This is a genomic window from Methanoregula sp. (assembly GCF_050010295.1).
In the GTDB taxonomy this organism is placed as follows: domain Archaea; phylum Halobacteriota; class Methanomicrobia; order Methanomicrobiales; family Methanospirillaceae; genus Methanoregula.
Window position 1 is genome coordinate 92,617 of record NZ_JBEKLH010000006.1, and the last position, 16,095, is coordinate 108,711.

At 53.7% G+C, this 16,095-nt stretch carries 17 protein-coding genes; 2 read left to right on the top strand and 15 right to left on the bottom strand.

What is annotated here, in order from left to right; genetic code table 11:
* Position 1: 1 nt before the first annotated feature.
* From ABSB80_RS08990 to ABSB80_RS09060, 15 genes are all read right to left on the bottom strand, one after another.
* Positions 2-2,131 carry a SpoIIE family protein phosphatase gene (locus ABSB80_RS08990; protein ID WP_428370255.1) on the bottom strand — a complete coding sequence of 710 codons (2,130 nt, stop codon included), beginning with the start codon at positions 2,129-2,131 and terminating at the stop codon, positions 2-4.
* Positions 2,132-2,464: 333 nt separating this feature from the next.
* Positions 2,465-3,346, bottom strand: coding sequence for a VIT1/CCC1 transporter family protein (locus ABSB80_RS08995; protein WP_428370257.1), 882 nt, complete (start codon positions 3,344-3,346; stop codon positions 2,465-2,467).
* A gap of 203 nt (positions 3,347-3,549) precedes the next feature.
* Positions 3,550-5,151: a PAS domain-containing protein gene (locus ABSB80_RS09000; RefSeq protein WP_428370259.1), complete on the bottom strand. Its 1,602-nt coding sequence runs from the start codon at positions 5,149-5,151 to the stop codon at positions 3,550-3,552.
* 526 nt (positions 5,152-5,677) lie between these two features.
* On the bottom strand, positions 5,678-5,947 hold the full coding sequence (locus ABSB80_RS09005) for a hypothetical protein (RefSeq protein WP_428370261.1): 270 nt from the start codon (positions 5,945-5,947) through the stop codon (positions 5,678-5,680).
* A gap of 367 nt (positions 5,948-6,314) precedes the next feature.
* Positions 6,315-6,875: a flavin reductase family protein gene (locus ABSB80_RS09010; RefSeq protein WP_428370263.1), complete on the bottom strand. Its 561-nt coding sequence runs from the start codon at positions 6,873-6,875 to the stop codon at positions 6,315-6,317.
* Between the two features lie 176 nt (positions 6,876-7,051).
* Positions 7,052-8,296: a WD40 repeat domain-containing protein gene (locus ABSB80_RS09015; protein WP_428370264.1), complete on the bottom strand. Its 1,245-nt coding sequence runs from the start codon at positions 8,294-8,296 to the stop codon at positions 7,052-7,054.
* A 132-nt stretch (positions 8,297-8,428) separates the two neighbouring features.
* Positions 8,429-8,761, bottom strand: coding sequence for a hypothetical protein (locus ABSB80_RS09020; protein WP_428370266.1), 333 nt, complete (start codon positions 8,759-8,761; stop codon positions 8,429-8,431).
* A gap of 143 nt (positions 8,762-8,904) precedes the next feature.
* Positions 8,905-9,675 carry an ABC transporter permease gene (locus ABSB80_RS09025; protein ID WP_428370268.1) on the bottom strand — a complete coding sequence of 257 codons (771 nt, stop codon included), beginning with the start codon at positions 9,673-9,675 and terminating at the stop codon, positions 8,905-8,907.
* The gene (locus ABSB80_RS09030; protein WP_428370270.1) at positions 9,672-10,640 is read right to left on the bottom strand and encodes an ATP-binding cassette domain-containing protein; all 969 of its coding nucleotides are present in this window, start codon (positions 10,638-10,640) and stop codon (positions 9,672-9,674) included. Before ABSB80_RS09030 ends, ABSB80_RS09025 begins: the two co-directional genes overlap by 4 nt.
* A gap of 182 nt (positions 10,641-10,822) precedes the next feature.
* Positions 10,823-11,218: a hypothetical protein gene (locus tag ABSB80_RS09035; RefSeq protein WP_428370272.1), complete on the bottom strand. Its 396-nt coding sequence runs from the start codon at positions 11,216-11,218 to the stop codon at positions 10,823-10,825.
* 110 nt (positions 11,219-11,328) lie between these two features.
* Complete coding sequence (locus ABSB80_RS09040; protein ID WP_428370274.1) at positions 11,329-11,613, bottom strand: hypothetical protein; 285 nt, start codon at positions 11,611-11,613, stop codon at positions 11,329-11,331.
* A 345-nt stretch (positions 11,614-11,958) separates the two neighbouring features.
* Entirely contained in the window at positions 11,959-12,144 is a 186-nt protein-coding gene (locus ABSB80_RS09045) for a YHS domain-containing protein (protein ID WP_428370276.1), read from the bottom strand.
* 124 nt (positions 12,145-12,268) lie between these two features.
* Positions 12,269-12,982: an SPL family radical SAM protein gene (locus ABSB80_RS09050; RefSeq protein WP_428370278.1), complete on the bottom strand. Its 714-nt coding sequence runs from the start codon at positions 12,980-12,982 to the stop codon at positions 12,269-12,271.
* Positions 12,983-13,165: 183 nt separating this feature from the next.
* Positions 13,166-13,522, bottom strand: coding sequence for a hypothetical protein (locus ABSB80_RS09055; protein ID WP_428370280.1), 357 nt, complete (start codon positions 13,520-13,522; stop codon positions 13,166-13,168).
* 535 nt (positions 13,523-14,057) lie between these two features.
* The gene (locus tag ABSB80_RS09060; RefSeq protein ID WP_428370282.1) at positions 14,058-14,432 is read right to left on the bottom strand and encodes a hypothetical protein; all 375 of its coding nucleotides are present in this window, start codon (positions 14,430-14,432) and stop codon (positions 14,058-14,060) included.
* 143 nt (positions 14,433-14,575) lie between these two features.
* On the opposite strand from ABSB80_RS09060, the gene ABSB80_RS09065 reads away from it, so the two are divergent.
* Both ABSB80_RS09065 and ABSB80_RS09070 read left to right on the top strand, forming a co-directional pair.
* Positions 14,576-14,989, top strand: a complete 414-nt coding sequence (locus ABSB80_RS09065; RefSeq protein ID WP_428370284.1) for a DUF3795 domain-containing protein — start codon at positions 14,576-14,578, stop codon at positions 14,987-14,989.
* 283 nt (positions 14,990-15,272) lie between these two features.
* On the top strand, positions 15,273-15,695 hold the full coding sequence (locus tag ABSB80_RS09070; RefSeq protein WP_428370286.1) for a hypothetical protein: 423 nt from the start codon (positions 15,273-15,275) through the stop codon (positions 15,693-15,695).
* Positions 15,696-16,095: the final 400 nt, after the last annotated feature.

Sequence of the window (16,095 nt, forward strand, 5' to 3'; positions counted from 1 at the left end):
TCTACAGCACCCTGAGTACGACCAGAGTTATATCGTCAGACTGAGGGGCATTACCGGAGAACTGCCGTATCTCGTCGAGAAGTCCTGAGATAATCTCCCCGACGGGTCGTGCCCTGTTCCTCCGGACAAAGGCCATGAGCCTCTCCTCTCCGAAGTCCACGTCCTGTTCGTTGAAGGCTTCAGTGACGCCATCGGTATACATGACAATAAGGTCCCCCCGCTCCAGCGTGAGGATACCGGGGGTAATATTCACGTCCGGGACCACCCCAAGGGCAATGCCCTTCCCTTCAAGGCTTATTATCGCCGGGGGATCGCCCCGCACCAGCAGCGGAGGGTTATGGCCGGCGTTCACATAGGAAAAGGTCATACGGACCGGATCGAGCACCCCGTAAAAGACCGTGATGAACATGTTCGACCTGTTGTCCTCGTACATCAGCCGGTTGGCCTGCCGTATGGCTGCCGACGGGTTCGCGAGCGCCCTCCCGCTTGCATGGATGAGGTTCCGCGAGATCGCCATGAAGAGCGCTGCACTCACGCCTTTGCCGGATACATCGGCGATGGTAAAGCCCCAGCAGTTCCCTTCCAGCGGGATGAAATCATACAGGTCTCCGCCGATCTCCAAGGCAGGAATGGTCACCGCTCCCGTTTCAAAGCCGGGGATATCCGGTGTTGATTCGGGAAGGATGCTCTCCTGGATCTCCTTTGCGATCTCGAGTTCCTTGACATATCGCTCCTTTTCGGCGGTCGTTCTCCGGAGATCTTCGATATTCTGCCTGAGGTCTGCAGCCATGCGGTTGAAGGATCCGGCCAGCTCCTCGAACTCGTCCCCGGTCTCAATCCTGACCCGGTAATCGAGATCGCCCCTGCCCAGGGCCAGCGTACCTTCCTTCAGCGATTCAACGGGACGGGTGATGACACGGGCAAGGTAGAAGGAGAGCACGATGACAATGACCAGGAGTATGAGGAACAGCACGGCAAAAATATCCAGTACCTCTCCCGTCTGGCGGTTGATGAGGGCACCGGTCTCCCGGGTCGAACTGATGATCTTCGCCTGGGTCTTTTCCACCGGTGCGGTGATCTCAGCGACCGGCATGGATACGGCAAAACTCCAGTTCCGGAACCCCACCGGAGCATAAGCGACAAAACTGTCCTCGTTCCCGAACCGCACCATCTCGACGCCGGTCTTACCGGTCGTCATATTCCTCCCCAGCGCAACAAGTGCCGGGTCGGGGCTTAAGAAGACATTCTCGTTCCTGAACGGCTCATCCCAGGACGCGTTCCCGGCCGAGAGCCCGGGGCGGCTGATGATATTTCCCCCGCCGTCCATGAGCACGGCATAACCATCGCCGCCAAGGGTCATATTGAGGAACTCGGTGTTGACGACGCTGACCGTTACATCACTACCCAGCACCCACGTGCCGTATTTCGTACTGACGGCCTTCGAGGCGGTCATCACAAGACCGTGCCCCGCAGCGTCCACATAGGGTCCGGTCCAGAAGATATCACTCGTGTTCTCAGCCCCGACGAACCATGCTCTCTGTCGTGAATCCGGCATCCGGTCCGGCATGGCGATCCACGGGTACATGCGGACGATGCCCGAGTCCGTGGCTACGTAGATACTGGACATGTTCTCATCGGTCTGGTACACCGCATACAGAAGATCGTCCAGCCCTGCAAGGGTTTTGAACTCTTCGGAATCGCGGGTTATCCGGGAATCCGGGGAGATGAGGAAGAGCACTGCCATGCCGGGGTCCTGTGGGGGCTCATTCCTTCCGAATGAGGGTATCTCCGGCCGGACAGGAGGGTTGTTCCCGAGGATCTTTGCGCCTGCAGCAAGGATCTCCATTTCAGAATCCGTATCCTCGAACAGGACATTGGTGACGGCAGCCTCGCCGGTTGCGATCTGGAGAAGATTTTCCTGCCCGGATTGCCGGAGGGCCGAGCTGGCCTCGTCCACGGCTTCCTGCCCGAGAGACAAGCTGCTCGTTTCAGCAGACCTGCCCATACTGCTGATGGTAAAAAACGCCACGTACCCGGTAATGAGGAGCGAGATGAGGGAGAGGGCCAGGAAAATGATCAGTATCTTGGCCCGGACGTTGAGCCTGGGCCGGGCGGGTAGGGGGAGGGGCATGGAGATCAGACCGGAAATGGCTGTATAAGGCTTTTCCCCCATACGAGATTAAAGGAGGACATGGTATAATTACCTCATTTTTTATTCTGAGGTATATAAAAACGTCAGGAAAGCCGGGCTGTGCATATGGCCGCAGGTCATCCCTCGCCGGGCTCCTTCTGACCGGCAGCGGGATATTCACGATGGCGGGGTCCGGGGACACCGTGATGACTGCCGGCAGGTCCCGGATGAATCAGCGTTCATAGGCGCAGAGATCGGGAGATCCGAGGGTGAACGTGGTTGTTCTTCTGTCGGCAGGAGCGCACGGGGAAGGAATAAAATGCGTTCCTGTCCTCATACGCTGACGTTCAGGACCACCCGTATCACGAGCCCTATGACAAAGGAGACCGCCGCAATACCGAAACTTATCGCGAGCATCTCGGCAAACCGGGTCCGGAAAGGAAGGTCCTTTGCCACCGAGATGTAGTAGGTGAAGAAGAAAATGACGGCAACCGCCCCGAGCAGGGTGAGTACAAGAGAGGTGTAGGGGTTTTCGAGTACCAGGAACGGCAGGATGAGCAGGACTACGGTCACCATGTAGGTAAACCCGGTGTACAGCGCCGCTTTTTTCGGATCCGTTGTCGCACCCTCCGATTTCCGGGAGAGATATTCCGAAGACCCCATGGAGAGGGCTGCCGCAACACCGGTGATCAGGCCGGCAACCGCGATGATCCGGGAGTTCTGGAGGGCAAACGTCAGCCCGGCGAGCATGCCGGTGAATTCCACCAGGGCGTCGTTGAGCCCCAGTACGACCGAGCCCATGTACCGCAACCGTTCCTCGTCGATGAGGGCGATGAGTTCGCGCTCGTGTTCTCCCTCGTTGGCGAGCATGCCGGGGATCTCGGGAATTGCAGACAGGAGTGCCGGATTCATCTGCTGGGCGCGCTTCTCTACGCTCTCCATCAGTTTGAGCGTGAAGGTAATCCCGAGAAGCCATGCCATCAGGCAATAATACCAGATACGGAACGTAGAGGGCGGGATGTCCTGCCCGGTGTAGTGCTTCCAGATGGCATAGTGGTCCATCTCTTCCGATGCGATACGCTCCAGCACGTCCCGGTTGCGCCGCTCTTCTGTCACTGAGGCAATCTTCGCGTAGATGTAGTGCTCGGTGATCTCTGCTCTCTGCAGGGAAAGGAGGGTGGCACGGAGGGAAGGGTCCGGCATCTCTTCCGGCATTATGGCTTCACTCCGTCACATGGATCGGGGACGGTTTCAGAAATGTCCATGATAGGGTACTCTCTCATCAAGGCTACATCAATTTCACGATCCGTCAGCCGGCAAGTGAAGAGGCGATATGCCGGAAACCCCCGGCATGCGAAAAAGCGACCGGATGCCGTAACCGGGGAGATCGAGGATAAGCTCCCTATGGACATCCCGGGTTATGGACAGCTCTCCTTGCCGGGTGACCGGGGCCGGCTGACTGCATTGATCGTCCCCGTGATCCGGACAGGTTCTCCACAGGAATTCCGCTCGATGATCTTTCCGCGGGCCATGACCCATATCCAGATCCCATCGTTGTGACGCATCCGGAATTCTCCTTCAAAAAGGGGTATTTTTCCTCTGAGATGACGGAAGAATGCAAAGAGCAGTCGCGGCAGGTCAAGCGGGTGGACCATGTTCTTACAGGAATATATCGTCACGGGCTTCAGCCCCGGATCATAGCCCAGCGTACGCAGGGCCCATTCATGGATCTCGTAGACCGTCATGGTGCGCATATCCACGTCCCAGATGCCCAGGTCCCCGGCTTTAACCGCAAGTTTTAACCGTTCTTCGCTCGCGTGAAGTGCCTGTGCTTCCCGTTTCCGCTGGGTCAGGTCTATGATGACCCCCCGAAGGCCGGTGACGTTCTTTGACCGGGAATCGATAACAGGCGCACCGTAGATCAGGGAAGGGAACGTACTTCCGTCTTTTCTCTGAAGCAGGTATTCCTGACCGTTTTTTTTCTGATCCGCCATTGCATTCCGGATGTCCTCGACCGCCCGTTTCCGGTCGACCGGGGTAATATAATCCAGGATACAGATTTCCTGGCCGGCATCTTCCCGGATGAGGCCGAACAACTCATATGCCCGGTCATTGGCAAAGGTAAGATTGCAGTCGCAGTCCATCTCGTACACGCCCACGGGAAGGATATTGGCAAACCCCAGGTTCATCTCCCGGGCCGTATCCAGCTCACGCCTTATGAGGCACAGTTCCGTGACATCCCTGATCGACTCAATGGCACCGATGACGTTTCCGGACCGGTCATACAGCGGGGATGCTGTCGCCCATACGTAGGCCCCTTTCCCGCCGAAAGCCCGGGGAATGAATACCTCCGAATTGATCTTGCCTCCCGTTTTTTCGAGGTTATCGTAGTGTGCTTCAGCCTCGGGATTTGCCCTGAGCACGAGGTCCATCAGGACCGCACGACGCTCCCCGTAAAACGGTACGGAGTAGGTATAGTCCCCTTTTCCGACCATCCCGCTCTTCGGTATCCCGGTCATATTTTCCATTGCCCTGTTCCATGCGATCACCCTCCCGTGGATATCGATCGCGCAGGTCGCGTCGGGGAGGAAATCGATAATATCAGCCAGCTGCTGTTCGGACTCGACAATCCTCTCCGCGAACCGCTTTCTCTCAATTGCACGACGGATTTTGTGTTTGAGTTCAGCAATCATCCCTTTGATGTCGGGGCCTTTCTGGATGTAAAAATCGGCACCGTTATTGAGGGCGTCAATCACGATCTCTTCCCGCCCTTTTCCGGTAAACAACACAAACGGCAGGTTGCCGAACCGCGATCGCACCTGCTTGAGAAACTCGATGCCGTCCATCCCCGGCATCTGGTAGTCTGACAATACTGCATCATATCCCGTTGTCGCGATCTGCTGAAGGGCGATCTCGGCCGATTGTACCGTGTCTACGGAAAATTCGCCGTTTTTTTCCAGTAATAACTTATTTGAGGTCAGTAGGAACTCTTCGTCATCCACGTACAGAATAGAATACATAAAAAAAATTCCGCCTTTTCCCTACCGTCCAGATATTTTTAAAAGACTATCCTGCCTATAAAAAGTCAAAAAATATACTATATAGATGTTTTCTTTTTATTTTCTGGGAATTTTCCTGATATTTCAAAGGATATTTTGTATTTTCTGAAGGTCTCTTTGGTATTCAGATAAAAAAATAGTAAATAAATTTTATATACCTGAAGCGTTTTCCGGACCGTCGGGGTTTTTCCTGCATGCACATGAGGTTTGCACTTCATTCCTGCATAATCTTGTAAAAATGCGACAGGATAACCCGGAATGCAGGTACCGGCTATCGTATCTGCCCCTCTTATTTGTTGGTGTGCTTTTGGAATTTCACGATGATTTCAGGGATAATTTTGAATTTTTCCGCACGATCTTTTCCGGTTATTCACCGGTACTGCACTTGCAGGCGACTTTCGAATCCGGGTCTTTTCGATCAGATCCATCGCTCATTCTTCATCAGCTGCTCCCGGTCAGATACGGGAAGAGGTGCAGCCTGCCTGACTTACCACCGGAACTTCCGCCGCTTCTTTTCCTTCTCTTCGAATGAGACGATCAGGTAGCTGTGGATGCAGCGGGTGCCTTCCAGTTCAATCTCAAGATAGAGTTCCATGGGGACGTTCTCCATCGCGACCGCCACCTGGTCTGCTCCCGTCTCGACAAATCCCCGTTTGAGAAGCTCGCGTTCCAGCCCGGTCAGCGGTCTGTGGCAGCTGCCGGTAAAGAGCCGCTCAACCGATCGTTTCATCCTGTGCTGCTGTCCTGTATTCACCATCTCTTCTTCACCCTGCCGGTCCGCAGCCGTTCTTCTGCAGAGAGGTTATAGCAGGTTCATGGTATTGAAGGTATGTACGGGGGCAAACGGGAGGGGTCGATCGTACCGTTCCTAACCCCGGGTGAATCTCTCGGTCCGGGGCCGCGACCCTCCTCCGGAATGAGGAGGAAATTCCCCCCATGCGAGTGCATGCACGCAAAACCCCCGCCTCTGTTTTCTCTCCCAGGAAGCGGGATCGGGTATCAGGAGAAAGGAGCACCGGTTCGTCCAGATGATGCACGGAAGACCAGCGTCTCCCGGTGAAGTCCCGATGGACTGCGGGCCTGATTCCAAAAAAAGAATAATTTTTCCGGCAAAACAACTGTTCTCACTTTTTCTTATATTTTTTGCCGACGGAGAACGCTTTGTCAACCTCTTTCCCCACCGAGAAATATGCAGACTGGGCGTAGATTATCGGGTTGATCTTCGTTATATCCGGTTTCCCGTCCGTTGCACACGCCCTGTCGAGATGGATCTCCGCGATCTCCCCGATGTAGAGCGTATGGCTGCCGCAGTCCACGGCCATGAATACCGTGCACTCCATGTTGACCGGACACTCTTCGGCCATCGGGGCTGTTTTCAGTTTGCCGTAGAATGACCTGAAGACCTTCGACTTGTCTTCCTGCGCACCGGAGACGAGACCGCAATGGTCGGTCTCGACCGCGAGCTTCGCTGACGGCACGTTCAGGCTGAAGGTATTATTCTCCTCGATCCCCTTCGCCGTGTAGCGTGCATGGTTGATCGCCACGCATACCATCGGCGGCGCCATGCAGGCTGTCGTGGCCCACGCGGCGGTCATGTAGTTCGGCTTTCCCTTCACGTTTGCGCCCACGAGCAGGGTGGGCATGACACTCATGTACGGCATCGGGCCGACGGTTATCTTGTCCATTCAGATTCACCCGGGAGATGTTTTGTGGGGGAGTTTTTAAGGATATCCTTGCAGGGAGTGGGCGATCCTTAAAGCCCTCGTACCGCAACGCTCTGCCGTTGACCGGGCGATCTGGCCATGGGAGTACCTTAACCCTTTTATCTGGCAGGGTGAGAACAACTATCACAGGGTCCACTTCATTTTTTTCGTGCCACCAGGATAAGTGCCAGAGATGCGAAGGTAAGAATCCACGGGAATCCTGATGAGGAGGTTGTTCCGGTTGCCGTGACTGATGCGTTCCCGGAACGTGATGGTACGATCCCCGCAACCGGGACCGTAGTGACGGGTGTCATGTTCTCCGGTGCTGTCCCGGGTGAGATGTTCACCGTAACTTCCGGGGTTGATGGCGCGACCGGCAGGGTAAACTGGGACCGGGAAAAACCGTACACATTTGAAAGATCGACAGCCACAATCAGGGAACCGTCCCCGCTCACGGCAACCGAACGGGATTTGATCGGGCTTTGCGTTGTAGAGGCCCCAAGGAGCGTGCCCTGCCGGTTGAATACATGGATCTGGTTGTCGATACTTCCTGTTGCGATGGTGGAACCGTCATCTGATACGCCCACGCTCGTTACCCAGACTCCGGCTCTTCCTGTCCAGAGAAGGTTGCCGGCCCGGTCTACGACAAGGACCGTTGCATCGTCGCGCCCGGCAACGATCGTCGATCCGTCCCATGAATACGCGAGGGAGATGATATTCCCGCCGGGAAATGAGCGGTCCCAGAGCAGGGTGCCGCTGCCATGATACATCCGCAGGTGGTTGCCGTTCGGGATCACGATACCGGTGCCGTCGCCGGATATCTCAACGATACCGGGACTGAAGGTGTCGTCGTACCAGTTCGGGACGTAACTCAGGTTGAAGCTCCGCAACGCCTTTGCCGTGGCAACGATCACCTGGTCTTTTACCGGGGAGAGCCTGATATCGTGTACGGTCTCGGTCGCATTCTCCCCGAGGCCGGAACCGGAATTGTACCAGGACCGCACGGTATTCCCCCCGCCGGCAACGATTATTGCCGCGTCCGGCGAGATGGAGACACCGGTCACGCTGTCTCCCAGCGGCTGGTCCCACAGCAGAACCCCCTGCCGTGTGAAAAGCCGCACGGTCTGGCCCTGGGATGTAACGATGTACCTGCCATCCTGGCTCAGGTCGAGCGTGGTTCCCGACCAGCCCGACCACAATTTCGTCCCGTCGGGAGAGAGCGCGATCAGCTGGTCCCCTCCCGCGACAATGGTCGAACCATCGTGCGATAGAGCAACCGTGGATACATCCACTCCCGATGGTGCCGGGACAGTCCAGAGTGGACTGACTGACTGGCCGGCCGGTATGATGATGCAGAACAGGACAAGTATTCCCCAGAATCTGGCGGGTGGGCAGGTATGCATTCCTATCTATGAACCCAATGATCAGGATCGGTTAAGAACTATTGTATGGTTCCGGTCCAGTCGATAACCGGCTGCCCCACGTAGTGGTACCACGTATACCGGACATCTTCTGGTCTTTCGCAGATTGCCGGATCAGTCGAGTTTCTTCCTGATCTCCCGTATGGCCTGGAGCATCTCATCGGACAACGGGGTCACCCGGTACCCGAGATCGTTCTCGATCTGCCAGAATCCGCTCTTTTCATCGATATGCCCGAGGATGTAGCAGAAGATGACATAGATTGGGATCGATATGGCGATGACCATGGGGATTGTCAGCCCGAAGTTGATGAGGAAGAAGTCCTCGAACAGTTTGGCGTTGGCGGTGATGATGCCGAAGTTCAGGAGGATCTGGGTCCAGGAAGTCCCCCGGGTGTACCGCTGCTTGAAGAGGGCAAATTTGTAGAGAATACCGCATTTTTCTGTCATACCTCCCGGTTGTCTACGTAAGCTTATCAGGTAATTCTCTTTGACGGTGCTGTTGCATGTACGGTTGATGACCAGGAGTCCATCCTGGTAAAATTCTCAGATCAACCGTCAGTGCTCCAGAACCCGCAGGTACAGCAAAACACTCACAGTTTCATCTTCCTGAAGGCATAGGTACCGATGAGTATCATGACAAGGGAAAATACGCTTATGACGAGGAGATCGAGGGCAAGGTTGAACCGGTGCAGCCCGACGAGCACCCCCCGCAACCCGTCCACCGAATAGGTGGCAGGGTTGACCAGCACGAAGGGGGTGAGCCATGGAGGCAGGTTCTCGATAGGGAAGAGTGCCCCGGAGAGGAAGAACATCGGGAATATCAGGAAGCTGCTGATGAGCTGGAACCCTTCAGGGCTCTCCATCTGCGAGCCGATGATAAGACCGATGCTGACGAGCCCGACGGTCGTTACGAACAAAAAGACAGATGCGATGATGACCGAGAGCGGGGAGAACGTGATCCCTTTCAGCACACCGGTCAGCGTGAAGGCATAGCCGATGACGAGCAGGATGGCCGACTGCAGGAGCGTATCCGTGGAGCCCCCGAGGATCTTGCCGATGAATATGGATGTCCTCGACATCGGGGATACCAGGACTTCTTTCAGGAAATCGATTTTTTTATCCCAGACGATATACACGCCGAAAAAGACCGCCGAGAACAATACCGACTGGAGGAGGATTCCCGGGTACAGGAAACTCAGGTAATCCACTCCCCCGAAGGATAAGACGGATCCAAGGCCTCCGCCGATGATCAGGAGCCAGAGTACCGGGTTGACGATGGATGCGACCATCCGGGACCTCTCCCGCTGGAAGACCTTGAATTCGCGGTACCAGAGCGCGTAGATCCCTTTCAGGTCGCTCATCTTCTCGATCCTGCCCGCATCACTTTCTCCGCCCAGCCGCCCTCGGGGGCCCCTTCCCGGATCGCCCTGCCGGTATAGTGGATGAACACGTCTTCCAGGGTCAGCGGGCGGACCTCGACCCCTTCCACCTTGCCTACGCGGCCCAGGAGGTCCTGCAGGTACTGGCTGGCATCCCTGACGGTCACGCTGATACCCCCGTCATCTGTTTTGACATTTGTGACATAGTCCAGCTCCCTGAGCGATTCCATGTCGAAGGTTCCGGCTCTCATGCGGATGATGTCGCCGCCAAGCTCTTTTTTCAGCTGGTCCGGGGGACCGAGTACCGCGATCTTCCCGCGGTCTATGATCGCGAGCCGGTCGCAGAGACGGTCGGCCTCGTCCATGTAATGAGTGGTGATAATGATGGTGATCTTCTTCTCCGTCGCCAGTCTCCTGATATATTCCCAGATGTGCTCCCGGGTCTGGGGGTCGAGGCCGAGAGTCGGCTCATCCAGGAACAGGATCTCGGGGTGGTGCATCAGGCCCCGGGCGAGCTCGAGCCTTCTCCGCATCCCTCCGGAATATTTCTTGACCATGTCGTCTTTTCTGTCCGTAAGTTCGACGAGCGCGAGTACCTCCACGATCCGTTCCTCCCGCAGCCCGGCGTCCATATCGTAGAGGAGCCCGTGGAGCTTCAGGTTCTCGTACCCGGTCAGCGTCTCATCCGAACTCGGGTCCTGGAAGACGATCCCGATCGATTTCCTGACCTGGTCGGGCTGGCGCAGGATGTCAAAACCGTTCACGAGTGCCGTCCCGGATGTCGGCGGGATGAGGGTGGTCAGCATCATGAGGGTTGTCGACTTTCCCGCCCCGTTGGGGCCGAGCAGGCCGAACACCTCCCCCTTCCCGATCTTCAGGTCAAGGTGATCGACAGCGGTGAGGTTCCCGTAGGTCTTCGTCAGGTTTTTTGTCTCGATGATATGCATACCTTCACCGTTCCCTTTTGCCAGACCGCCATCGCGTTGTCCGCTTCTAGAGCTGTGTTCCGTCTTTATTAATTAACTGTAGCGTGGCGGTGCTGTTCTAGAACCGTGGCCCTGGAGATTCCCGGATCGGCTGGTGACGATGGTAAAATACATAGTTGATCGTTATGATGAAGCGGTTGCTATCAATAATAAATCGCGATTACCATGGCCAGGGTAGACAGGATGACATACAATGCCCCGGGGATAAAATGGGCCCGGAAATCCGGGCGGATTTTGCCCGAACCCTCTATCTGAGTCAGGTCTTCGTCAGAGAAGAACGACGTGGGATACCGGTGCAGAAAAGATTCGTATATCCTGAAGTAGCCAAACTCGAAAAATGAACTGAAGCCGATCAGAACAACATTTGTAATGCCGCTGATCGTCAGATCGAACGGGACATCGACGGATCCGAGAAGGGTGAATAAGATCGCAAAATGCACCAGGGGTATGGCGAATAAGATAATCCATGCTGCCAGCAGACGCCTGATGTTATGAGTCTTTCCTCTCCAGGCATTGTAGGTGTCCCACGGTTTATACATTTCATGGGAGCGATCTATTATCATGGCAAAATAAATCGCGAAGAATAAGGTGAACATATCCTGGGCTTCGGTGAGGATCATAGTCTGCCTGGCTTTTAATCTATACTAGGTCAGGGCTTACCTAAAAAGGGGGCGGTAGGGTTCAGCCCCGGAGGAAGAATAAACAGGTCCGGATCTGGCAATAAAAAATAATTCCCGGATCGGTTGGTGGCAATTTTGAAAAATTGCCAGGTCCGGAGGTGCCAATTAAAAATAATTGTCAGATCGGTTGGTGGCAGTTTTAAAAAATTACCGGGTCCGAATGCGACAATAAAAAATAATTGCCCGATCGGTTTGCGGCAATTTTGCCGGAAAATCCGGGAAATCTCCCCCATATCCGGCGGAGCGCCTCTCACGTGGTAATCCCGATAAAAAATAACTGCCAGGTCCGGAGGTGACAATTGAGAAAAATTGCCCGATCGATTTGCGACAATTTTTAAAAATCCTCAGGTCCGGATCTGCCAATTGAGAAAAATTGCCAGGTCCGGAGGTGGCAATAAAAAATAATTCCCGGATCGGTTGGAGGGACTTTTGACAATTGCCCGTCTCCGGAAAAGAATTTGTTGCGATGCACTACACGCAAAACGATTCATCAGGCCTTGCGCTCTGCATGTACCTGTACGCAAATCTTGCGATCAAGTACCTTGCCCTGCGCAATCCGTGAATACCATCCGGGCCTGATGCACAGTTTTATTGCACGATCAACACGACGCACCACCCGGCTCGATATTGATATCCGAATTGAGGCGCGTGTACCTCTTCGGGTTTTCGAGAAACTGCTTTTTGCAGTAATTGGTGCAGAAGTAATACTCCTTGTCCCTGTACGTAGCCCTGAACTGTGCCGTATCCTCATCGACGATTGCAAAACAGACCGGATCTGTTGCCATGCCAAAACACCCGTCCCTGATGAACGATACTTCTTATGTCCTCGTTAAAAAAGGTATTGTGACCCGGGACATGCACCGGAGGATTATAGATTCATCCGGTTGCGCTGAAGATCAGGATCTGTTTTCACAGGGAGGCAAATTCCTGCCTCGTCCGGTAAAAGAAATCGTCCGTCATCTTATCCTCCATACCATATTTCCGGTACACCCAGTCGGCATAGTGATAGTTCATCCGGTCAATCAATACATAGTCAATCTTCCCTTTCAGGAGTTCTGCTAGCCCTTCTGCTCCCGGGAGCACCGGGGCGATCATGGCATACGTCCTGATACCGGCCTTGTGTAGTTCATCGAGGGCCTGTATCCTGTCGTCTATCGGGGGTGCCTGGGGTTCGAACAATTTCCTGATAGTATCGTCCGCCGTGGTTATGGAAAGACCCACCTCAAAATCCCGGGCATCCTTAATGATGTCTATATCACGCAGAACCAGGGGAGAACGTGTCTGGATGATAACAGGCCAGGTATTCCGGGCAAGTATTTCCAGGCATTGCCGGGTCAGCTGGTATTCTGCCTCAAGGGGCTGGTACGGATCGCATACCCCGCTTACCCAGACTCTCCCGCGTCTCTTCTTTTTTATCTCCACGCGGAGTAGATCTGCGGCATTGATCTTGACATCAACGAACTCGCCCCAATGCTCCCGGTGCCCGGTTACCCGTTTCATAAAGCGTGCATAGCAGTACGAGCAGCCATGCTGACAACCGGTATAGGGATTGACAACCCAGGGATAGATCTTCGATTTGGAGAGAATGGTCTTTGCCTGGATTTCCTTTACGATCAGCGTCATTTCACGTCCTCCGCCTTGTCTGATAAACGTTTACCTGCAACGCCGTCCCCGGGTTTTTGTAAACCGCTCTCCATCCCAAAACTTTTACATCTCTTTTGCGTCCCGAACTGCCCGTGTTTTCCCCATAGTCTTGTTCAGGGAAAAAGATGATCCTGTTCTCCGGCTGATACAGGCCGGGGAACATTATTCCCTTGCCAGCCTGCTCCTCACTATCACATAGACAATTATTACAACAATCGAAATCCCGAAAATATATTCGTCATACAGGAACTGGTTGTGATGTACGACAATCATGGCAATATTGATCAGGCTGATAACCGCAACACCTGACCAGAAACCAATAGCCATCTGACTCCAGTCCCAGTCTTTGTTTATTTTCATAATCAATATACGTGAAATTTTTGTTAAGGGTTTCTGACTGGAGTTCCGGTGCGTTTTTCCGATGACCTGAAGTGACGCCGCACGCGCAAAACGCCTCATCGGGACTCGAAGAACGCTGATGCGTTCTTCTCCTGTCTCGTCTCCGAAGAGACTCGACATTTTACGCTACGCAATTACCTTGATTGGGAATCCTGCCCCGCGGGCCCTGACAGGAATGAGAGTTTCTTCCGTGAGTCTGGTTTTTGACCACTTCAGCTAACGAGGAAAACGGCAAAAAAACCGTATCCCCCTGCCCGGATCCCCTCCGGCACCGGACCGGTGACCCCCTGAAAGGCAGATCTCCCCATTTTCCGTGAAAAAGCCACCCTTTTTCCGGCTCCCGGGGACCTCCCTTAATTTTCGTCCGTATCGGCCCTCCGGGCTCCGTCAAGTCTCCGGACAAAGTACAGATGGTATTTTTTTCCCGATCAACAGAAGCCCGCTAAATTGCACGGTTTTTTCCCGCTTAAAATGAATATTTTGCCAAAATACTGGTTTAAAAGAGGGATTTTGCCGGGCGTTGGCACCCCTTCCACTGGAGATTTCCGGTGCCGGATCCGGCCCGGGAACTCTCCGTCGGAGAATGGACCCTAGGAGACTTACCGTCCGGAATGGCCCTCTTTATAAAGAAGGGGCGATCCGTGGAGGAAGCACCTCACCGGGCATGCGGGTTCGTGTACCCGTCAGGCCCCCACCACCCGATCTCGCCAACCGCAAGCTCATGGACCCAGAGCCTCCGCCAGGCCCGCTCGTGCTGGGTGCGGAGCCAGATCTCGCGGGGCAGCCATGCCGGGAACGGGAGTGCCCGGACCTCGCGGAGATCGTCAGGAATTAGATCTTCGTATATTGTGTCCGGGTTGATCCTGTACCGGGTCAGCCGGACCTTCACGATCAGGGCGGCCTTGGGTTTGAAGGCAAAGAGATCGTACGCGAGCTCCGGGTTCGTGTTCTCCTGCCACCAGTATCCCATCCGCTCCGCGAATTTTTTTGCTTCCGCGATCGCTCCGTCCGGTCTTTTTCCGCGAGTCATTAATATATTAATGGAGTTTGGAAAGATGATGGGATTTGTGGTCCGATAGGTTTTTAAAAACCCGGAGGAGGAGAAGGGAGTCATCAGCCGACCTTCGATTTTGGGGAGACACCTTTTTGCATGCCCGCAACCTACCTCGCTGCATGGCAGTGAAGAGACCCTTCAGGGCATCCCTCATCGCACCCTGCGGCATGGACTGTGCCATCTGCATGGCGTTCCTCAGGGAGAAGAACCGGTGCCCGGGGTGCCGTTCGCCGGACAGACGGCACCATGAACACTGTCAGATCTTTGCCTGTGAAAAGAGAACGGGCAGATATTGTTTCCGCTGTGCAGAGTTCCCCTGTTCGCGGATGGAGCTGTTGGACAAGCGGTACCGCACCCGGTACGGCATGAGCATGCTGGAGAACCTCGACGCAATCCGGCAGAACGGCACCCGTATGTTCATCCGGGCCGAAGAGGGGCGCTGGATATGCAGGGCCTGTGGCGGGACGATCGATGTCCACCACGGGTGCTGCTCGAAGTGCGGGAAGGAGCGGGAGCGGAAGCACTATCGCTGAGCGAGGGGCGACGCGCAAAACGACTGCGGGTTTTGCGAAAATCTGCTTGATTTAAAAAAAATTGTTACGAATGTATGATACCTCTAATGAAGAATTAAAAATGAAAGTTGAAAATACATCTCAACAACTTCGGATGTTATTTGTTGAAAATCCAAGAACTCAAACTATCTTTTATGAATTATTGAAAGAGCTAAAAAATGAAAATGCTACTAAGCATATTTAATTATTTTATATCCTATTTTTATAACTGGGGAAGAGTGATTGATACACCAAAGAGGGAATTATGTCCCATGAATATATAAGCGATAGAGAAAATGGACCGAAACCTCGTATTATTGAAGAAATTTCATTAGATGTTTGGAGAGGTGTGGTGGCACTCGTCACGCGGTTGATTAGAAATAAATCATTTGGTGAATCTTTTCCGGTAGTTTGTAATCAGAGAATGATATTTGATTGTGATACAGAACTATTGGTCAGAACATTAAAAGCAGAAATTGCAACTTTAGTTTGGCCACTAAATACTAATGTTGTTCCATCTTTATATGATGTGCTGGATTTTATTGAATTTTGTTATAAATATGTTTCATTTCCAGAAGACAGAGATTATCATTCATATGAAGAACGCAATCGCAGTCCCATGTATGGATCATTAAGAATGATTCAAAATATATTGGGTACCGAACCTCTGTACTTCACTAATTTTTAACCCGGTCTCAAGAAGAGCGTAAGATCTAAATAGGCAGCGGGCGCCGCATATGTCCAATAAACGGCAGAATGCCCACCGAATAAAGAAAAAGATTCGTTCCGTTTTGACCTCTTCCGGATCTTCGTCTGGGAAGATATTCGGAAAAAACATAAATTTGTTACGTTTGTTGCTGTTCTTCGATCTCTCGGTTGATTGGAGGGTGGTTAGGGTTGATGACTATCCAAAGTTCATGGAGGAAAATTTGGCTCATTAGAAACGCACATGAACGGCACACCCGAAGCATGAAAATAAAAAACCTGATGTTATGCGAGAGCTCCCCGCATCAGGGCCTCTCCGAGGCACGGTGGGGCAATTACCTGTTTTCAGACATTAGCAGGTAATTGAAGTGCCGAGGGGGGCG

What these genes read in the sequence shown, in the direction of transcription:
- ABSB80_RS09055 (WP_428370280.1), bottom strand. Translation starts at nt 13,522, where the DNA reads ATGTCGAGTCTCTTCGGAGACGAGACAGGAGAAGAACGCATCAGCGTT.
- ABSB80_RS09020 (WP_428370266.1), bottom strand. Translation starts at nt 8,761, where the DNA reads ATGACAGAAAAATGCGGTATTCTCTACAAATTTGCCCTCTTCAAGCAG.
- ABSB80_RS09065 (WP_428370284.1), top strand. Translation starts at nt 14,576, where the DNA reads ATGGCAGTGAAGAGACCCTTCAGGGCATCCCTCATCGCACCCTGCGGC.
- ABSB80_RS09060 (WP_428370282.1), bottom strand. Translation starts at nt 14,432, where the DNA reads ATGACTCGCGGAAAAAGACCGGACGGAGCGATCGCGGAAGCAAAAAAA.
- ABSB80_RS09005 (WP_428370261.1), bottom strand. Translation starts at nt 5,947, where the DNA reads ATGGTGAATACAGGACAGCAGCACAGGATGAAACGATCGGTTGAGCGG.
- ABSB80_RS09070 (WP_428370286.1), top strand. Translation starts at nt 15,273, where the DNA reads ATGTCCCATGAATATATAAGCGATAGAGAAAATGGACCGAAACCTCGT.
- ABSB80_RS09030 (WP_428370270.1), bottom strand. Translation starts at nt 10,640, where the DNA reads ATGCATATCATCGAGACAAAAAACCTGACGAAGACCTACGGGAACCTC.
- ABSB80_RS09010 (WP_428370263.1), bottom strand. Translation starts at nt 6,875, where the DNA reads ATGGACAAGATAACCGTCGGCCCGATGCCGTACATGAGTGTCATGCCC.
- ABSB80_RS08995 (WP_428370257.1), bottom strand. Translation starts at nt 3,346, where the DNA reads ATGCCGGAAGAGATGCCGGACCCTTCCCTCCGTGCCACCCTCCTTTCC.
- ABSB80_RS09045 (WP_428370276.1), bottom strand. Translation starts at nt 12,144, where the DNA reads ATGGCAACAGATCCGGTCTGTTTTGCAATCGTCGATGAGGATACGGCA.
- ABSB80_RS09050 (WP_428370278.1), bottom strand. Translation starts at nt 12,982, where the DNA reads ATGACGCTGATCGTAAAGGAAATCCAGGCAAAGACCATTCTCTCCAAA.
- ABSB80_RS09025 (WP_428370268.1), bottom strand. Translation starts at nt 9,675, where the DNA reads ATGAGCGACCTGAAAGGGATCTACGCGCTCTGGTACCGCGAATTCAAG.
- ABSB80_RS08990 (WP_428370255.1), bottom strand. Translation starts at nt 2,131, where the DNA reads ATGCCCCTCCCCCTACCCGCCCGGCCCAGGCTCAACGTCCGGGCCAAG.
- ABSB80_RS09000 (WP_428370259.1), bottom strand. Translation starts at nt 5,151, where the DNA reads ATGTATTCTATTCTGTACGTGGATGACGAAGAGTTCCTACTGACCTCA.
- ABSB80_RS09015 (WP_428370264.1), bottom strand. Translation starts at nt 8,296, where the DNA reads ATGCATACCTGCCCACCCGCCAGATTCTGGGGAATACTTGTCCTGTTC.
- ABSB80_RS09035 (WP_428370272.1), bottom strand. Translation starts at nt 11,218, where the DNA reads ATGTATAAACCGTGGGACACCTACAATGCCTGGAGAGGAAAGACTCAT.